The 17869-nt window shown below is 69.6% G+C and carries 18 protein-coding genes; 8 read left to right on the top strand and 10 right to left on the bottom strand.

What is annotated here, in order from left to right:
• Positions 1–138 precede the first annotated feature (138 nt).
• On the bottom strand, positions 139–1137 hold the full coding sequence (gene gap / locus KF708C_RS23975) for a type I glyceraldehyde-3-phosphate dehydrogenase (protein WP_020206871.1): 999 nt from the start codon (positions 1135–1137) through the stop codon (positions 139–141).
• Between the two features lie 94 nt (positions 1138–1231).
• Positions 1232–3268: a transketolase gene (tkt, locus tag KF708C_RS23970; protein ID WP_082079767.1), complete on the bottom strand. Its 2037-nt coding sequence runs from the start codon at positions 3266–3268 to the stop codon at positions 1232–1234.
• Positions 3269–3464: 196 nt separating this feature from the next.
• Here tkt and KF708C_RS23965 point away from each other — a divergent pair, with 196 nt between their 5' ends.
• From KF708C_RS23965 to KF708C_RS23955, 3 genes are read left to right on the top strand one after another with little or no spacing between them, the layout of a single operon-like run.
• On the top strand, positions 3465–3890 hold the full coding sequence (locus KF708C_RS23965) for a VOC family protein (RefSeq protein WP_059413508.1): 426 nt from the start codon (positions 3465–3467) through the stop codon (positions 3888–3890).
• The gene (locus tag KF708C_RS23960) at positions 3890–4645 is read left to right on the top strand and encodes a 16S rRNA (uracil(1498)-N(3))-methyltransferase (protein ID WP_059413507.1); all 756 of its coding nucleotides are present in this window, start codon (positions 3890–3892) and stop codon (positions 4643–4645) included. The genes KF708C_RS23965 and KF708C_RS23960 overlap by 1 nt, the downstream gene beginning before the upstream one ends.
• Before the next feature lie 51 nt (positions 4646–4696).
• On the top strand, positions 4697–5323 hold the full coding sequence (locus KF708C_RS23955) for a YidB family protein (protein ID WP_059413506.1): 627 nt from the start codon (positions 4697–4699) through the stop codon (positions 5321–5323).
• 151 nt (positions 5324–5474) lie between these two features.
• Here KF708C_RS23955 and KF708C_RS23950 read toward each other — a convergent pair whose 3' ends face one another.
• From KF708C_RS23950 to KF708C_RS23940, 3 genes are all read right to left on the bottom strand, one after another.
• Complete coding sequence (locus KF708C_RS23950; RefSeq protein WP_029044427.1) at positions 5475–6074, bottom strand: barstar family protein; 600 nt, start codon at positions 6072–6074, stop codon at positions 5475–5477.
• Positions 6071–6457 (bottom strand): ribonuclease domain-containing protein, encoded by a 387-nt coding sequence (locus KF708C_RS23945; RefSeq protein WP_369796944.1) that lies wholly within the window; start codon positions 6455–6457, stop codon positions 6071–6073. The genes KF708C_RS23950 and KF708C_RS23945 overlap by 4 nt, the downstream gene beginning before the upstream one ends.
• A gap of 429 nt (positions 6458–6886) precedes the next feature.
• On the bottom strand, positions 6887–9211 hold the full coding sequence (locus KF708C_RS23940; protein WP_059413505.1) for an NADP-dependent malic enzyme: 2325 nt from the start codon (positions 9209–9211) through the stop codon (positions 6887–6889).
• 277 nt (positions 9212–9488) lie between these two features.
• Between KF708C_RS23940 and thiL the strand changes: the two genes are divergently transcribed.
• From thiL to KF708C_RS23925, 3 genes are all read left to right on the top strand, one after another.
• The gene (gene thiL / locus KF708C_RS23935) at positions 9489–10487 is read left to right on the top strand and encodes a thiamine-phosphate kinase (protein WP_059413504.1); all 999 of its coding nucleotides are present in this window, start codon (positions 9489–9491) and stop codon (positions 10485–10487) included.
• Positions 10488–10593: 106 nt separating this feature from the next.
• A complete protein-coding gene (locus tag KF708C_RS23930; RefSeq protein WP_020204307.1) occupies positions 10594–11160 on the top strand; it encodes a phosphatidylglycerophosphatase A family protein in 567 nt (188 codons plus the stop codon).
• A 48-nt stretch (positions 11161–11208) separates the two neighbouring features.
• The gene (locus tag KF708C_RS23925) at positions 11209–11706 is read left to right on the top strand and encodes a CinA family protein (RefSeq protein WP_020204306.1); all 498 of its coding nucleotides are present in this window, start codon (positions 11209–11211) and stop codon (positions 11704–11706) included.
• Between the two features lie 57 nt (positions 11707–11763).
• Here KF708C_RS23925 and pyrF read toward each other — a convergent pair whose 3' ends face one another.
• A complete protein-coding gene (gene pyrF, locus KF708C_RS23920) occupies positions 11764–12582 on the bottom strand; it encodes an orotidine-5'-phosphate decarboxylase (RefSeq protein ID WP_020204305.1) in 819 nt (272 codons plus the stop codon).
• Between the two features lie 166 nt (positions 12583–12748).
• Here pyrF and KF708C_RS23915 point away from each other — a divergent pair, with 166 nt between their 5' ends.
• The gene (locus KF708C_RS23915; RefSeq protein ID WP_020204304.1) at positions 12749–13651 is read left to right on the top strand and encodes a DMT family transporter; all 903 of its coding nucleotides are present in this window, start codon (positions 12749–12751) and stop codon (positions 13649–13651) included.
• 109 nt (positions 13652–13760) lie between these two features.
• Here the strand turns inward: KF708C_RS23915 and KF708C_RS35890 are convergent, their stop codons facing one another.
• Positions 13761–14117 carry a hypothetical protein gene (locus KF708C_RS35890; protein WP_155888161.1) on the bottom strand — a complete coding sequence of 119 codons (357 nt, stop codon included), beginning with the start codon at positions 14115–14117 and terminating at the stop codon, positions 13761–13763.
• A 56-nt stretch (positions 14118–14173) separates the two neighbouring features.
• Between KF708C_RS35890 and corA the strand changes: the two genes are divergently transcribed.
• Positions 14174–15136: a magnesium/cobalt transporter CorA gene (corA, locus tag KF708C_RS23910; RefSeq protein WP_020204303.1), complete on the top strand. Its 963-nt coding sequence runs from the start codon at positions 14174–14176 to the stop codon at positions 15134–15136.
• Positions 15137–15154: 18 nt separating this feature from the next.
• Here corA and mtgA read toward each other — a convergent pair whose 3' ends face one another.
• From mtgA to KF708C_RS23895, 3 genes are read right to left on the bottom strand one after another with little or no spacing between them, the layout of a single operon-like run.
• On the bottom strand, positions 15155–15919 hold the full coding sequence (gene mtgA, locus KF708C_RS23905) for a monofunctional biosynthetic peptidoglycan transglycosylase (protein WP_059413503.1): 765 nt from the start codon (positions 15917–15919) through the stop codon (positions 15155–15157).
• Positions 15920–15946: 27 nt separating this feature from the next.
• The gene (gene aroE / locus KF708C_RS23900; RefSeq protein ID WP_020204301.1) at positions 15947–16852 is read right to left on the bottom strand and encodes a shikimate dehydrogenase; all 906 of its coding nucleotides are present in this window, start codon (positions 16850–16852) and stop codon (positions 15947–15949) included.
• On the bottom strand, positions 16849–17718 hold the full coding sequence (locus KF708C_RS23895; protein ID WP_059413502.1) for an energy transducer TonB: 870 nt from the start codon (positions 17716–17718) through the stop codon (positions 16849–16851). Before KF708C_RS23895 ends, aroE begins: the two co-directional genes overlap by 4 nt.
• Between the last annotated feature and the right edge of the window lie 151 nt (positions 17719–17869).

The following is a 17869-nucleotide window of genomic DNA, read 5'->3' as shown; positions in this document are numbered from 1 at the left end:
CCGGGCGTGGAACAGGATTTCCACGGGCCCGGCCCCGCCCGCAGGCGGCCGATCGCTGGAATTGCCGGCGGGATGGCGCGAGATCCCGCCAACGGGACCCCCGGCGCGCCCCGGCCGGCGCGGGCAGCCTGGACGGCCTTACCTGGCCACCACGCGCGCCATTTCCAGCACCTTGTTGGAATAGCCCCATTCGTTGTCGTACCAGCTCACGACCTTGATGAAGGTCGAGTCCAGCGCGATGCCGGCTTCGGCGTCGAAGATCGAGGTGCGCGCATCGCCGCGGAAGTCCGTGGCGACGACCTTGTCCTCGGTGTAGCCCAGCACGCCCTTGAGCGCGCCCTGGCTTTGCGCCTTCATCTCGGCGCAGATCTCGGCGTAGCTGGCGGGCTTGTCCAGCTCGACGGTCAGGTCGACCACCGACACGTCGGAGGTCGGCACGCGGAACGACATGCCGGTCAGCTTCTTGTTCAGTTCGGGGATCACCACGCCCACGGCCTTGGCGGCGCCGGTCGACGACGGGATGATGTTTTCCAGGATGCCGCGGCCGCCGCGCCAGTCCTTGTTGGACGGGCCGTCGACGGTCTTCTGCGTGGCGGTGGCGGCGTGCACGGTGGTCATCAGGCCGCGCTTGATGCCCCACTTGTCGTTGAGCACCTTGGCCACCGGGGCCAGGCAGTTGGTGGTGCAGCTGGCGTTGGAGATGATCGCCTCGCCCTTGTACGTCTCGTGGTTCACGCCGTACACGAACATCGGGGTGTCGTCCTTGGACGGGGCCGACATGATGACCTTCTTCGCGCCCGCGTCGATGTGCTTCTGCGCGCCTTCCTTGGTCAGGAAGATGCCGGTGGACTCGACCACCACGTCGGCGCCGACCTCGCCCCACTTGAGCTCGGCCGGGTCCTTGACGGCGGTCAGGCGGATCTTCTTGCCGTTGACCACCAGCGTGTTGCCGTCGACCGACACTTCACCGTCGAAGCGGCCGTGCACCGAGTCGTACTTCAGCATGTACGCCAGGTAGTCGGGCTCGAGCAGGTCGTTGATGGCGACCACTTCGAGGTCCTTGAAGTTGGCGATGGCGGCGCGGAACACCATGCGCCCGATGCGGCCGAAGCCGTTGATGCCGATCTTGATGGTCATGTTTATCTCCTGGGTAGCCTGACGATCGATGAATGCAAGAAAGCGTTTGCCGGACCGGGGCGGCCAGCATGGCCGCGCGGGTCCGGCGGGCGGATTACTGTGCCAGCGTGTCGCGCACCGTGCGCACGACGTTCTCCACCGTGAAGCCGAAATGCTTGAACAATACGCCGGCCGGCGCCGACTCGCCGAAGGTGTCGATGCCGACCACGGCCTGGACCTGGTACTTCCACCAGAAATCGGTGACGCCCGCCTCGACCGCCACGCGCGGCACGCCGGCCGGCAGCACCGAGGCCTTGTAGGCGGCGTCCTGCTTGTCGAACACGGTGGTCGCCGGCACCGAGACCACGCGCACGTGCACGCCGTCGACGGCCAGTTGCTCGGCCGCGCCCACGGCCAGGCCGACTTCCGAGCCGGTGGCGACGATCACGGCGTCGGGCAGGCCGGTCTTGGGATTGTTGCCTTCGCGCAGCACGTAGCCGCCGCGCGCGATGTTGGCGCGGGTGGCGTCGCTGCGCTTCTGGAACGGCAGGTTCTGGCGGCTGAAGATCAGGCAGCTCGGGCCGTTCTCGCGGCGCACGGCCTGGGCCCACGCGACCGCGGTCTCGGTGGTGTCGGCGGTGCGCCAGACGTCCATGTTGGGGATCAGGCGCAGGCTGGCGACGTGCTCGATCGACTGGTGGGTCGGGCCGTCCTCGCCCAGGCCGATGGAGTCGTGGGTGAACACGAACAGCGTGCGGATCTTCATCAGCGCGGCCATGCGCAGCGCGTTGCGGCTGTAGTCCGAGAAGGTCAGGAAGGTGCCACCGTAGGGGATGTAGCCGCCGTGCAGCGTGATGCCGTTCATCACCGCGCTCATGCCGAACTCGCGCACGCCGTAGTTGATGTGGTTGCCCCAGGCGTCCACGCGCACGGCCTTGCTGCCCGACCAGTTGGTCAGGTTGGAGCCGGTCAGGTCGGCCGAGCCGCCGAGGAACTCGGGCAGCACCGGGCCGAACGCCTCGATGGTGTTCTGGCTGGCCTTGCGCGTGGCGATGGTCTCGGCCTTTTCCTCGCACTTGGCGAGGAAGGCGTCGACGGCGGCGTCGAACGCGCCGGGCAGCTCGCCGCGCATGCGGCGCTGGAATTCGCCGGCTTCATACGGGAAACGCTCGGCATAAGCCTCGAACAGCGCGGTCCAGGCCTTCTCCAGCGAGCCGCCGCGGGCCTTGGCATCCCACGCCGCATAGACTTCGGCGGGCACCTCGAACGGGGAATGGGTCCAGCCCAGCGCTTCGCGCGTAGCCAGGATCTCGGCGCCGCCAAGCGGCGCGCCGTGCACATCGTGGCCGCCTTCCTTGTTCGGCGCGCCCTTGCCGATCAGCGTGCGGCAGCAGATCAGGGTCGGGCGGTCGCTGGACTTGGCCTCGGCGATGGCGGCGTCGACGGCGGCGGCGTCATGGCCGTCCACCGCGCGGATCACGTTCCAGCCGTAGGCTTCGAAGCGCTTGGGCGTGTCGTCGGCGAACCAGTGCTCGACGTCGCCGTCGATGGAAATGCCGTTGTCGTCCCACAGCGCCACCAGCTTGTTCAGGCGCAGCGTGCCGGCCAGCGAGCAGGCCTCGTGGCTGACGCCTTCCATCAGGCAGCCGTCGCCGAGGAACACGTAGGTGTGGTGGTTGACGATGTCGAAGCCGGGGCGGTTGAATTCCTCGCCCAGCAGGCGCTCGGCCAGCGCCATGCCGACGGCGTTGGTCAGGCCCTGGCCCAGCGGGCCGGTGGTGGTTTCCACGCCCGGCGTGATGCCGTATTCGGGATGGCCCGCGGTCTTGCTGTGCAGCTGGCGGAAGTTCTTCAGCTCGCTGATCGGCAGGTCGTAGCCGGTCAGGTGCAGCAGCGCGTAGAGCAGCATCGAGCCGTGCCCGTTGGACAGCACGAAGCGGTCACGGTCGGCCCACTTGGGGTTGGCCGGATTATGCTTCAGATGACGGCCCCACAGCGCCACCGCGATGTCCGCCATGCCCATCGGCATGCCGGGATGGCCTGAATTGGCCTGCTGGACGGCGTCCATCGCCAGGACGCGGATGGCGTTGGCCATGAGTTGGACGGGCTGCGAAGCGTGCGGACTGGCGGCGGGATGAGCGAGGTGAGACATGCGGCGGGGACCTGGCGGCGGGAAAAGCGCAATTTTACCAGAACGAAACGGGGAGTCCGCCCGCCCCGCCCCCGCGCGCGGGCGCTTTTCGACAGCGCCGGCGCACCCGCGTAAGATGCTCGTTCGCACCGCGCGCCGCGCCGCCGAGGCCGGCGCAGCGCGGTTTCCCGCAACCAGGAAACGACAGGAGACGATCATGACGAGACCGGCCAACACGCCCTGGCTCACCCCCTACCTGACGGTGGCCAGCGGGCGCGGCGCGCTCGACTTCTACCACCGCGCGTTCGGCTTCAGCGCCGGCAACGTGGTCGACGAGAACGGCGTGCCGACGCACGCCGAAATGCACTACCGCGGCGAGCTGGTCGTGATGTTCGCGCCCGAGGGCGCCTGGGGCAGCACGGCGCGCACGCCGCGCTCGCTCGGCGTCGAGTGCCCGCAGACCTTCTATGTCTATTGCGACGACGTGGACGCCATGCACGCGCGCGCCGTGGCCGCCGGCGCGGTCAGCCTGATGGCGCCCGCCGACCAGTTCTGGGGCGACCGCTATTGCATGGTGGAGGACCCCGACGGCTACCGCTGGGGCTTCGGCAAGCCGCTGAAAAAGAAGGACGGAACCGCCTGATGCCGCCTCGTTTCTTCATCGACGCGGCGCTGGCCGCGCAGACCGAGATGGCGCTGCCGGAAGCGGTGGTGCGCCACGCGCAGGTGCTGCGCCTGAACCCCGGCGACGACATCACGCTGTTCGACGGCCGCGGCGGCAGCCACGCCGCCACGCTGCTGGAGCTCGGCAAGCGCCATGCGCTGGCGCGCATCGGCGGCCACGACCCGGCCGAGGCCGAACTGCCGTTCCGCGTCACGCTGGCGCAGGGCCTGGCCGGCGGCGACAAGATGGACTGGCTGATCGAGAAGGCGGTGGAGCTCGGCGTGAGCGCGATCCAGCCGCTGCAGGCGGCCCGCTCGGTGGTGCGCCTGGCGGGCGAGCGCGCGCACAAGCGCCAGGCGCACTGGCAGGCGCTGGTGGAGGCGGCCTGCGAGCAATGCGGGCGCAACCGGCTGCCCGCGGTGGCGCCGGTGGCCACGCCGGACGCCTGGCTGGCGGCGCAGGCCGGGCCGGAGGCGGCGCCAGGCGCGCGCCTGCTGGTCTCGCCACGCGCCGGCCAGTCGCTGGTATCGTTTGCCACGGAGCACCGGCAGGACCTGCTGGACGGCGGCGTGACGCTGCTGATCGGGCCCGAGGGCGGGCTGTCGCCGGAGGAAGAGGCGGCGGCGCTGCGCGCCGGTTTCACAGCGGTGTCACTCGGGCCGCGCATCTTGCGTACCGAAACCGCGGGGCTTGCCTGCCTGGCCGCGCTCAACGCGGTGCTGGGCGGATTCTGACGGCAACGGGCCATCCGGGCCCCGCGCCGCATTTCACCGAAGGAGTCGATCATGGGACTACTCGATAGCGTGCTGGGCGGTGTGCTCGGGCAGCGCGGCAGCGGCGAAGCGGGCGCGGGCGGCGGGCTGAGTCCGAAGATGATGATGGCGCTCGGCCTGCTGGCCATGCTGGCGATGCGCCATAAGGGCGGCGAGGCCGACGCGGCCGCGCCGCAGGACCCCGCGGCCGCCGGCGGGCTCGGCGGATTGGGCGGGCTGGGCGGGCTGGGCGGGCTGGGCGGACTCCTCGGCGGGCTGCTCGGCGGCGGTGGCGCCGCCGCCGGCGCCCCGTCCGGCGGGATCGACCTCGGCGGCCTGCTGGGCGGGCTGCTCGGCGGCCAGGGCCAGCAGGGCGGCGCGCCCGCGCTCGGCGCGGCGGCCGGCGGCATCGGCGCCCTGCAGGAAGTGCTGGCGCAGGCCGGCCTGGGCGAGCAGGTCAGCTCGTGGATCGGCACCGGCGACAACCAGCCGGTCTCGCCGTCGCAACTGGCCGGCGCGCTCGGCGGCACCGGCGCGCTCGAATCGCTGGCCAGCTCCACCGGCCTGTCGGCCGACGACGTGGCCGCGCACCTGAGCGAGGGCCTGCCGGAACTGATCGACAAGCTCACCCCGGGAGGCCAGGTACCGCCGGCGGCATAGGCGGCTGCCGCACCGCCGGCCGGCAGACCGGCCGGCCAAGGCAAAAGCAAAAGGCCCGCTCAGGCGGGCCTTTGTCATGGCATGCCGGCTTCCGGCCGGCGCGGCCTCAGGCGGGCACCTGCGCGCGATTCACGCGGGATTTACGCCGAACTCACGCAAACGAGTAGAACACGCGGAACTGCACCTTGCGCTCGGCCCAGAACTCGGCGGCGTCGCGGAATACGTCGAGCAGGACCTCGCGCCCTTCCTTGTCGAACTTCTGCGCGATCGGCAGGCCTTCGAGCACGATCACGAAACCGGGCTGCGCGCCGGCCTTGTGGATCAGGTCGGTGAGGCAGTCGGCCAGCGCGTCGAAGTTCTTGCCGAAATGCTTCGGGAACAGGAAGCTGGTGGCGATGGTGTCCAGCACCTCGGCCTTGCTCTGGCAATGCGCGCAGTTGGCGTACAGGAAATGCTGACCCAGCTCGGCCGCTGCCTGGGCAAGCTCAGGCACGCGGAACGCGCGGATCGACTGGACGATGTTCGGACGCACCGTCTTGAACAGGTTCATGGCTCCCTCTTTGCTACCGTCGGTGCCGGCTGCGGGAACAGGTGCGAGCGGCGGTTGGTGCGAGAGCTCGTTGCGAGGCATCATCAACACATTGTCGTAAAGATTCCGGGCCTGGGTCTGCGCCCGCTGCCAGCCATCTCCGGCGCCGCGCTCTTCGCGGGCGGCAAGGGCGTCGCCCAGTCCGAAAATGTCAGTCATCATTTGGCTATCCGTTTGAAACTGTTGTAGTGGTCGTCCGTGTAATAGCAGTCGTTGGTGGCGCGTCGATCACCGCCACATACGATCCGTCTGGCTCCCCGGTTCCGGCTGTTTGTTTTCACCGTATATTCGCGGTAATAGTCGCGCGGCTTCCGCGGCAGGGCACGCTCGTAGTTGCCGAATCTCGAGCCGTCCTTCGCATACGGAAACGGGCCGCCCGCCTCGATGCGCTCCATCGTCAATTGCGCTTCGTTGGGCAACTGCTGCAGCGGGATGGTTCCCGCATCCGCCATACCGGCCGCGGGCGCCTCGCGCGCCTGCACCGGCTGCAGCAGTGCGCACGACACCGCCACGCCCGCCAGCACCCGGCCTGCGGCCCGTGCCAGTCCCGCGGCGGAACCTGCGGCTGAAATCCATTGCGATGCGCGCTGCGTCAAAGGAATCTGGGAACCCACGTTGCTAGTCTTGTTTGGAGGCGCCCACAGGAAGATTCCGGCGCGGCAACGCGATTCCCGCGCCGCCCCGCGGCTGCCTTCCTGCCTGCGCCCCGGACAGCGTGCGCGAAAAACGGTGGCATCAAAAACGGTGGCATCGTCGCGCAGGTGTACCCAACGCGCGCTTTAAGGGCATAAGGTTACGCGCATGCCGCCAAATAATCAATCCCCTGCGCCTGCTAACAGCGGAAAACTCCAATTGTTTCAAGGTGTTATTAACATGTGTGCGCGCACTTACCCTGCGCTTTGCTCCGCGCCGCGGCGCGCGCGCCAGGCATAAAAAAAGCCGGGCAAGCCCGGCTTTTCCGTGCGGCTGCCAGCTTAGCGCTTGGCCGCGGCATCGACCACCACCAGCGCCGTCATATTGACGATGCGGCGCACCGTGGCCGACGGCGTGAGGATGTGCACCGGCGCCTTGACCCCCAGCAGGATCGGCCCGATCGCCACGTTGTTGCCCGCCGCCACCTTCAGCAGGTTGTACGCGATGTTCGCCGCGTCGATGTTCGGGCACACCAGCAGGTTCGCCTCCCCGATCAGCGTGCCGTCCGGCACCAGCTGCTCGCGCAGCTTCGGGTCCAGCGCGCTGTCGCCGTGCATCTCGCCGTCCACCTCCAGCTCCGGCGCCCGTTCGCGCAGGATCGCCAGCGTGTCGCGCATCTTGCGCGCCGAAGGCGCCTCCGAGGTGCCGAAGTTCGAGTGCGACACCAGCGCCACCTTCGGCTCGATGCCGAAGCGCTTGAGCTCCTCGGCCGCCATGATGGTGATCTCCGCCAGCTGGCACGCGGTCGGGTCCACGTTGACGTGCGTGTCCACCAGGAAGATCTGCCGGCCCGGCAGCACCAGCCCGTTCATCGCCGCGTACACCTCGTTGGTGCCGCCCAGCACCTGGTCGATGTAGCGCAGGTGCGCCGCCGTGGTGCTGACCGTGCCGCACACCATGCCGTCGGCCTCGCCCTTGCTGAGCAGCATCGCGCCGATCAGCGTGGTGCGCCGGCGCATCTCCAGCTTGGCGTACTGCGGCGTGATGCCCTGGCGCGCCATCATCTTGAAGTAGGTCTCGGAGTAGTCGCGGAAGCGCGGGTCGTTCTCCGGGTTGACCACGGTGAAGTCCACGCCGCCGCGCAGGCGCAGGCCGAAGCGCTCGATGCGGTGCTCGATCACCGCCGGGCGGCCGATCAGGATCGGGTTGGCCAGCTTCTCGTCGACGATCACCTGCACCGCGCGCAGCACGCGCTCTTCCTCGCCCTCGGCGAAGACGATGCGCTTCTTCTCCATGTCCACCTGGCGCGCCGCCGCGTAGATCGGCTTCATCAGCGTGCCCGAGTGGTAGACGAACTGCTGCAGCTGCAGGCGGTACGCGTCCATGTCGGCGATCGGGCGCGCGGCCACGCCGGACCGCATCGCGGCCTCGGCCACGGCCGGGGCGATCTTGACGATCAGGCGCGGGTCGAACGGCTTGGGGATCAGGTATTCGGGGCCGAACGACAGGTCCTGGATGCCGTAGGCGGTGGCGACGATGTCGCTCTGCTCCTGGCGGGCCAGTTCCGCCACGGCGTGGGCGGCGGCGACTTCCATCTCGCGCGTGATGGTGGTCGCGCCGCAGTCCAGCGCGCCGCGGAAGATGAACGGGAAGCACAGGACGTTGTTGACCTGGTTCGGGTAGTCGGTGCGGCCGGTGGCGATGACCGCGTCCGGGCGCACTTCCTTGACCAGCTCCGGCATGATTTCCGGGTTGGGGTTGGCCAGCGCCAGCACCAGCGGGCGGTCGGCCATGCGCTGCACCATGTCCTGCTTGAGCACGCCGGCGGCGGACACGCCCAGGAAGATGTCGGCGCCGTCGATGACCTCGCCCAGCTTGCGCTTGTCGGTCTTCTGCGCGAAGCGGGACTTCTCCGGGTCCATCAGCTCGGTGCGGCCCTCGTAGACCACGCCGGCCAGGTCCGTCACCCAGATGTTCTCGAGCTTCATGCCCAGGTCGAGCAGCAGGTCCAGGCAGGCCAGCGCGGCGGCGCCGGCGCCGGAGGCCACCAGCTTGACTTCGCCGATGTCCTTGCCGACCACCTTGAGGCCGTTGATGACGGCCGCGCCGACCACGATGGCGGTGCCGTGCTGGTCGTCGTGGAAGACGGGGATCTTCATGCGCTCGCGCAGCTTGCGCTCGACGTAGAAGCACTCGGGGGCCTTGATGTCCTCGAGGTTGATGCCGCCGAAGGTGGGTTCGAGCGAGGCGATGATCTCGACCAGCTTCTCGGGGTCCTTCTCGTCGATCTCGATGTCGAAGACGTCGATGCCGGCGAACTTCTTGAACAGGCCGGCCTTGCCTTCCATGACGGGCTTGGAGGCCGCCGGGCCGATGTCGCCCAGGCCCAGCACGGCGGTGCCGTTGGTGATGACGCCGACCAGGTTGCCGCGCGCGGTGTAGCGGAACGAGTTGGCCGGGTCGACCACGATCTCCTCGCAGGCCGCGGCCACGCCGGGGGAGTAGGCCAGCGCCAGGTCGCGCTGGTTCGACAGCGGCTTGGTCGGCGTGACCGAGATCTTCCCGGGGGTCGGAAACTCGTGATATTCCAGGGCGGCTTTGCGCAGCGCCTCACGCTGCTGCTGCTTCAGTTCGTCTTGGGGCGTGGGCTGCTGGGGACTGGTCATCGGCGCATCTTCCGGTCGGTGGAACCGTTGTAGACGTTATGGGAAACGAAAAGGCGGGCCGGTTCCACATACCCGCGGTCTCTTCCTTCTGAACCTGACATTTTATATTGTGAAATATTATTTCACAATAAGCGTTTTGCGCGGGGCAGCTTTGCGTTTCGGTACAATATGCCGCATGCCGCCAGCGCTGACCAGCGGGGCGTAACCCGCGGCGCCAGGCCGCTGGAACCGCGCCGCCGGGCGCCGCCCCGGGCGGAATCCCGCCGCCACCCGTCCCATGCCATCTTCTTCCCGCGCCGCCGGTGCGCCCGGCGCCCCGCTCTCCGAATTCGACCTGATCCGCCGCTTCTTCACCCGCCCCGCGCGCAAGGCGGTGCTCGGCGTGGGCGACGACTGCGCGCTGATCGAAGGCCGCCCCGGCCACCACCTTGCCATCAGCACCGACATGCTGGTCAGCGGCCGCCATTTCTTCCCCGACGTGGCGCCGCGCGCGCTGGGCCACAAGGCGCTGGCCGTGAACCTGTCGGACCTGGCCGCGATGGGCGCCGAGCCGCGCGCGTTCACGCTGGCGCTGGCGCTGCCCGAGGCGGACCCGGACTGGCTCGGCGAGCTGGCCGCCGGCATGCTGGCGCTGGCCGATGCCCACGGCTGCGAGCTGATCGGCGGCGACACCACGCGCGGCCCGCTCACGCTGAGCCTGACGGTGCTCGGCGACGTGCCCGCCGGCATGGCCCTGCGGCGCGATGCCGCACGCCCCGGCGACGACATCTGGATTTCCGGCACGCTCGGCGACGCGCGCCTGGCGCTGGGCGACTGCCGCGGCGAATGGCTGCTGCCCGAGCCGGACTTCACGCAGGTGCGCCCGCGCATGGACACGCCGGTGCCGCGCGTCGCGCTGGGCATGGCGCTGCGCGGCGTGGCGCATGCCGCACTCGACATCTCCGACGGCCTGCTCGGCGACCTCGGCCACATCCTCGAGCGCTCCCAGGCCGGCGCCCTGCTCGATGTCGACGCGCTGCCGCGCTCGGCCGTGCTGGCCGAGCAGCCCGAGGCGCGCCAGCGCGAATGCACGCTGGCCGGCGGCGACGACTACGAGCTGTGCTTCACCGCGCCGGCCGGCGCCCGCGAGGAAATCGCCGCCATCGGCGCGCGCCTGGGGCTGCCGCTCACGCGCGTCGGCAACATCACCCCCGAGCCAGGCCTGCGCCTGGTCGACCGCGAGGGCAACCCGTGCACCTACGGCGGCAGCAGCTTCGACCACTTCGCCTCCCCCTGACAAGCGGCGCCCGGCCGTGTCATGATGCTGCCGTGCGGGGCGCCAGATCCCGCCCGGGCGCAGCCGCCCGGGACAATCCCATCCAAACCAGACGAGCCAATCCTTGATGTCCGCCTACCCGCCCGGGCCCGCCGCGCACGATCCCGCCCTGACCCTGGAAGCCGGCCAGGCCGCCAAGGTGCTGCGCCCCACCGCGCGCTTCATGCTGTCGCATCCGGCCCACCTGATCGCGCTGGGCTTCGGCTCGGGCCTGTCGCCGGCCGGCCCCGGCACGGTCGGCACGCTCTACGCCTGGCTGTCCTACCTGGTGATCTCGATGTGGGTGCGGCCGGAGGCCTGGCTGTGGATCATCGCCGGCGGCTTCCTGCTCGGGCTGTGGGCGTGCGCGCGCACCGCGCGCGACATGGGCGTGCACGACCACGGCAGCATGGTGTGGGACGAGATCGTGGCGTTCTGGCTGGTGCTGCTGTTCGTCATGCCGACCGGCTTCTGGGGCCAGCTCGCCGCCTTCCTGTGGTTCCGCCTGTTCGACATCGTCAAGCCGGCGCCGATCGGGCACCTCGACCGCACGCTCAAGGGTCCCGGCCTGCGCGGCGGCTTCGGCGTGATGTTCGACGACGTGATGGCCGCCTTCTACACGCTGCTGGTGTTCGCGCTCTGGCGCTCGCTGTAGGCCGGCCCTGCCGCTCTCCCTGCCACCCTCCTCACCGAATCCGCCATCATGTCCGTCAGCCGCTTGCTCGATCAACTCGCCATCCAGGCCGGCATCTCCCTGAACGAGAAATCGCTGCTGCTCGCCACGGCGGAATCCTGCACCGGCGGCCTGGTGGCCGCGGCAATCACTGATGTATCGGGGTCGTCGGGCTGGTTCGAGCGCGGCTTCGTCACCTACTCGAACGAAGCCAAGACCACCATGCTGGGCGTGCCGGCCAAGCTGATCCGCGACCACGGCGCGGTCAGCGAGGAGGTGGCCCACGCGATGGCCGAGGGCGCGCTGCTCAACAGCCGCGCCCAGGTCGCGCTGTCGATCACCGGCGTGGCCGGCCCCACCGGCGGCACGCCCGACAAGCCGGTCGGCATGGTCTGCTTCGGCTGGAGCAACCGCATCACCACGCGCGTGGAAACCCAGCGTTTTCGCGGCGACCGCCAGCAGATCCGCCGCCAGGCGGCCGAGCACGCCATCCGCGGCCTGCTCGAGCTGGTCCGCAACGAGTCCTGAAGCCTCCCGCGGATCCCCGCGGATTACGCTGCGCCGAACCGCGCCGGCGCGCCGCCGTCAGCCCGCGCGGAAGCGATTGATGGCCTCGCGCGTCTGCAGCGCGACGTTGCGCGCGGCCGCGGCGAAGTCCTTCTCGCGGCTGGCGTAGAGGATGGCGCGCGACGAGTTGATCATCATGCCGGTGCCGCCGGCCGTGCGCCCGGCGCGCACGGTGGCCTCGATGTCGCCGCCCTGGGCGCCGATGCCCGGGATCAGCAGCGGCATCTCGCCGACGATCTCGCGCACCCTGGCGATCTCGGCCGGGAAGGTCGCGCCCACCACCAGCGCCATCTGCCCGCTGGTGTTCCAGCGCGTGGCGGCGGCCTCGGCCACCACCTGGTAGACCGGCTTGCCGTCCACGTTCAGGAACTGCACGTCCGAGCCGCCCGGATTGGAGGTCCGGCACAGCACGATCACGCCGCGGTCGGGATAGGCCAGGTAGGGCTCGAGCGAGTCCAGGCCCATGTACGGGTTCACGGTGACGGCATCGGCCTGGTAGCGCTCGAAGGCCTCGATGGCGTACTGCTGCGCGGTCGAGCCGATGTCGCCGCGCTTGGCGTCCAGGATCACGGGGATGCCGGGATGGGCGTCGTGGATATAGGCCACCAGCTGCTCGAGCTGGTCCTCGGCGCGCTGCGCGGCGAAATACGCGATCTGCGGCTTGAAGGCGCACACCAGGTCGGCGGTGGCGTCGACGATTTCGCGGCAGAACGAGAAGATGGCGCCGCCGGCGCCCGTCATGGACAGCGGCAGCTTGGCGGGATCGGGGTCGAGCCCGACGCACAGCAGCGAGTCGTTGCGCTGCCAGGCCTCGGCCAGTTGTTCGGTGAAGTTCATGGAATGCTCGCTGGTCTGGGTCGGCCGCGGCGGAGCGGCCCGGGCGGGGCCGGGCCCGCGCTGCGCGCGGCGACGGTGGTTGCCAGCGATTTTACCCGCTGCATGCTATCTTCTGCCGTTCCTCCCCGATACAAAGAGCGGCATCGCACACAGCCGCCCGCCCGCCATGTCCCTTGACCGCCGCAGCCTCGTCCTGCTCGTCGTCCTCACCATCGCCTGGGGCGTCAACTGGCCCATCATGAAACTCGGCGTGGCGCACTTCCCGGCAATGGGATTCCGCCTGCTGTGCATGGCCGGCGGCGTGCTGGCGCTGGGCCTGGCCCTGCGCGTGCGCGGCGAGCCGCTGCGGGTGCCGCCCGGCCAGTGGCCGACGATCGTCAAGCTCGCCCTGTTCAACATGGTGGTGTGGCACCTGCTGGCGATCTGCGCGGTCAAGATGCTGTCCTCGGGCCGCGCCGCCATCCTCGGCTACACCATGCCGATCTGGGCCGTGGTGTGGGGCCTGGTGCTGTACCGCGAGCGCATCGGCGCCGCGGCCTGGGCCGGCATCGGCTGCGCGCTGGCGGGCACGGTGCTGCTGCTCTCGGGCGAGCTCGCCGCGCTCACCGGCAGCCCGGCCGGCACGCTGCTGATGCTGGGCGCCGCGGCGGGCTGGGGCCTGGGCACGCAGATGATGAAGCGCAGCCGCATCGAGATGCCGGTCGGCGCGCTGACCTTCTGGATGCTGGTGGTGACGCTGCCCTTCCTGCTGGCCGGCACGCTGGCCTTCGAGAGCGGCTGGCGCCTGCCCGACGCGGTGGAATGGGGCGCCATCGCCTACAACGCGGTGGTGGTGTTCGCCTACTGCCACCTGGTGTGGTTCGTGCTGGCGCGCAGCCTGCCGCCGGTGGTGTCGAGCCTGTCGGTGATGTTCATCCCGGTGGTGGGCGTGTTCTCGGGTATGTGGATGCTGGGCGAGCAGCCGCACTGGCAGGACTACGCGGCCATCGTGCTGATGTTCGCGGCGCTGGCCTCGGTGCTGCTCGTGCCGCTGCTGCGGCGGCGCCTGCTGGCGGCCCGCGCGCGCTGAGCGCGGCACCGTTGCGCGCAGGGTGCGGCGGCGGCGGCATTCACCCATATTTCACTTAACAAGCCCCCTGCGTTGGGCTACACTCGCGGCCATCATAATCCCGGAGAAACTACGTGGGCAGTAGCATCGGGTGTTCGAGTTGCCGCGGCAAAGCCGCGACCACACCGAATGCCATGTCACTGCGGGCTGCGTAACGACGACCGCCGGAACCGGCCCAGGCCGCTTCCACCGCCTCGTCGGACTTGCCCGCAGAACCATACTGCGGGTGAGCGTTTTTCCGTGTCCCTTGCCGGCGCACCGCCAGTGCGCGCCGCTTCGTTCCGGATCTTCCCTCCCCCGGCTTGCCAGCCATGAACGGCAAACGCCATCGCCTTGCGCGCGCTTTCTCGCCGGCGCGCAGCGCGATCACGCTTGCCAGCGGCTTCCCGCCCTTGCGCCACGCGGCCAGGGACGGGTTCGCTTCCATGCCCGGCAAGCCGCGCCTGCGCGTTTCTTCGCCAAACGCAACAAGGAAGCCCTGGGATGATCAACCTGTTCGTCCTGCAGAAAGGCCGGCTCGCACAGGAGCAGGTCGATGACCGCAATGAACTGCTGCAGCACAAGCCGATCTGGATCGACGTCATCAGCCCCGACGACGAAGAACTCGCCTGGATCAAGGAAGCCTACGGCGTAGCCCTGCCCGAGCTCGAGGACCTGGGCGACCTGGAAGCCTCGGCCCGCTACTTCGAGGGCGAGGACGAGAACATCCACATCCGCACCGACTTCCTGCTCGACGAGGAAGACATCTCGCGCAACGTGCGCGTGGCCTTCGTGCTCGCGCGCGACGTGCTGTTCTCCATCCACGACGAAGACCTGCCGGTGTTCCGCCTGGTGCGCCTGCGCGCGCGCGTGCGGCCCGGCTCGGTGCGCAACGCCAAGGACGTGCTGATGGACCTGTACGCCACCGACGCGGAATACTCGGCGGACTCCATCGAGGAAGTCTACGAGCGGCTGGAAGAGGCCAGCAAGCGCGTGCTGGCCGAGAACGTGACCGACGCCGCCGCCGCTGACGTGCTGGAAACCATCGCCCGCGAGGAAGACCTGAACGGCCGCATCCGCCGCAACGTCATGGACACGCGCCGCGCGGTCTCGTTCCTGATGCGCAGCCAGCTGCTGTCGGCCGAGCAGCAGGACGAGGCGCGCCAGATCCTGCGCGACATCGACTCGATCGAGAACCACACCGCGTTCCTGTTCGACAAGATCAACTTCCTGATGGACGCCACGGTCGGCTTCATCAACATCAACCAGAACAAGATCATCAAGCTGTTCTCGGTGGTGTCGGTGGCGCTGATGCCGCCCACGCTGATCGCCAGCATCTACGGCATGAACTTCAAGCTGATGCCGGAGCTGGACTGGGCCGCGGGCTATCCGTGGGCGATCGCGCTGATGGCGGTGTCGGCGGCGGTGCCGCTGATCTACTTCCGCCGCAAGGGCTGGCTGAGCTGAGCGGACCCGGGGCGCCGTTCAGTCCGGCAGCGTGGCCGCGCCCATGCGGCGCGCGATGATGCCGGCCTTGACCTTGAAGTTGACGCGCACGCTGGCGCAGTACGGCTTCTTGTCGAAGCACTTCGGCGCCGGCAGCGCCGCGGCCAGGCGCGCCGCCTGGCCCACGTTGAGCTTCGCCGCGCTGGTCTTGAAGTAGTGCTGGGCGGCGGCCTCGGCGCCGAACACGCCCTCGCCCCACTCCACCGAGTTCAGGTAGATCTCGAAGATGCGCTGCTTGTCGAGCCAGAACTCCAGCATCCACGTGATGGCCAGCTCCTGCCCCTTGCGCAGGTAGTGCTGCTCGGGCGAGAGGAACAGGTTCTTGGCCAGTTGCTGGGTGATGGTGGAGCCGCCGCGCACGATGTGGCCGCGCTTCTTGTTGCGCTCCCAGGCATCGAGCATGGCGTCGAGCTCGTAGCCGGGATGGTTGACGAAGTCGGCGTCCTCGCTGGCGATCACCGCGCGCTTGAGGTTGCGCGAGATGTCGTCGTAGCCGACCCAGCGCCGGTCCACCTGGCAGTTCCAGACGTTGAAGCCGCACAACCGCCAGCGCTCGGCGCGCATGAACGCGGTGGAAGACGGGTTCACGTATTGCCACGCGGCGATCTGCAGGAAGAAATACACCTGCATGGCCAGCACGCCGGCCACCGCGACGCCGATCAGGTAGGCCAGCCAGCGCAGCGCGCCGGGGCCGCGCGCGGACGTGGCGGCGGCGGAGCGGGCGGTGCGCCTGCGTTCTGCCATGACGGATGCGCGCGGCCGGCCGGTCGCTCAGCGGGCTGGCTTGCCCGCCGGCTCCGCCTGCAGCTCGGCGCGCAGTTGCGCCAGCACCGGCGCGGTGGCGGGCCGCACGCCGCGCCAGTTGTAGAAGGCCTCGGCGGCCTGCTCGACCAGCATGCCCAGCCCGTCGCTGGTGCGCGCGCCGCTTTGCGCGGCGAACTTCAGGAACACGGTCGGCTCGGCGCCGTACATCATGTCGTAGGCCAGCACGTCCTTGCCCAGCAGTTCGGCCGGCAGCGGCGGCAGTTCGCCCTGCAGGCTGCTGCTGGTGGCGTTGATGACCACGTCGCAGGCGTCGTCGCCGGTCAGCGCGGCGAGCGCGTCGAAGCCGCCGCCCCACAGTTCCACGCCGTATTCGTCGGCCTGCTGCGCCACGTCCTCGAGGATGAAGCTGGCGCGCTCGGCGGTGCGGTTGGCCACCACGATCCGGTCGGGGCGGCACATCACCAGCGGCAGCATCGCGCCCCTGGCCGCGCCGCCGGCGCCGAGCAGCAGGATGCGGCGTCCTTCGAGCAGCGTGTCGAGGTTGATCTCGATGTCGCGCACGAGGCCGATGCCGTCGGTGTTGTCGCCGTGGATCAGGCCGTCCTCGATCCACATGGTGTTGACCGCGCCGGCGCTCTCGGCGCGCGGCGTGAGGCGGTCGGCCAGGTCGTAGGCCTCGAGCTTGAACGGCACGGTCACGTTCAGGCCGTGGCCGCCGCCGGCGAAGAACGCGCGCACGGTGTCGGCAAACCCGTCCAGCGGCGCCAGCAGGCGCTCATAGGAAACGGCCTCGCCGGTCTGCCGCGCGAAGGCGGCGTGGATGGCGGGCGAGCGGCTGTGCGCGATCGGGTTGCCGACCACCACGTAGCGGTCGGCGGTGGCGGGGGTCTGCGTGGTTTCTGTTGACATCATCTGGCCTGTAGGCGGGTTTCCAGGCCGCTGCGCGAAAACCTGAAGGTGGAGATCACTTCGAGAATATCCTGGCGCGCCTGCATCTGCGGCGTGAAGCCGCCGAACGGCGCGGCCGCGCGCACGATCGCCACCGCCTGGCGGTCCAGCGCCGGGTCGCCCGAGCTCTTGACCACGTCGATGGCGTCGACGTTGTAGCCGTCGCGGTTATAGCCGAGCCGGCCCTGGCGGTTGACGTTGATCACCAGGATCAGCTGGCCGTACAGCGGCTTGCCGTTGCGCTGGGGAAAATCGGCGGTGCCGCGCGCCTCGATCTTCTGGCGCAGGCGGTCGTAGTACTGCGCGTACTCGACTTCCTGCGCGCTGGTGGCGGTGAGCTGGAAGCGCTTGGGCCGCTTGGCGTACTGCTCCAGGCTGCGCCCGATCTCGGCTTCGAGCTTGGCCATCTCGTCGAGCGAGGTGCGCTCGTCCTGGCCGCGCAGCGGCATCTCGGTGCGCAGCTGGCCGGGCTTGAGCGGCTGGCTGCTGACCGTCGGCGCGGCTTCGCGCGCCTGCGTCATGAGCCGCTGCTGCTCCTGCTCGAGCTGCTCCACGCGGCGCTGCATCTGGCGCACCAGGTCGCCGTCCTTGGTGGCGGTCTGGGCCGGCAGCGGCGTGGTGGCGCGCTGCTGGTCCTGCTCGCCGCCGCCGTCGAGATTGGCCTGCGCCAGCACGGTCGGGTTCTGCGGGCGCTGCGCGGACTTGGAGTTGACCAGCACCACGTCGAGCGCGGCATCGGTGCGCTTGATCTCGAAGGCCTCGGGCGCGACCACGCGCACCGTGAGCAGCAGCGCATGGGCCAGCACCGACACGGCCAGCGCCTTGCTCATCGTGCTGCTGGCATTCCACCACTGGCGGGGAGAAAAGGCGGCTTTCACGATGGCTGGCGTGGTTGCTGGCGTAGAGGGATCGGGGCGGCGGCGGGACCGGGCACGTGCCTGTCGGACCCGGCCCGGTTCAGACTGCGATTGTAAGGGAGCG

The sequence above is a fragment of the Cupriavidus basilensis genome, from assembly GCF_000876015.1.
In the GTDB taxonomy this organism is placed as follows: domain Bacteria; phylum Pseudomonadota; class Gammaproteobacteria; order Burkholderiales; family Burkholderiaceae; genus Cupriavidus; species Cupriavidus basilensis_B.
The sequence above is the reverse complement of the archived record's forward strand: the minus strand, read 5'-3'. Positions and strand labels throughout refer to the sequence as shown.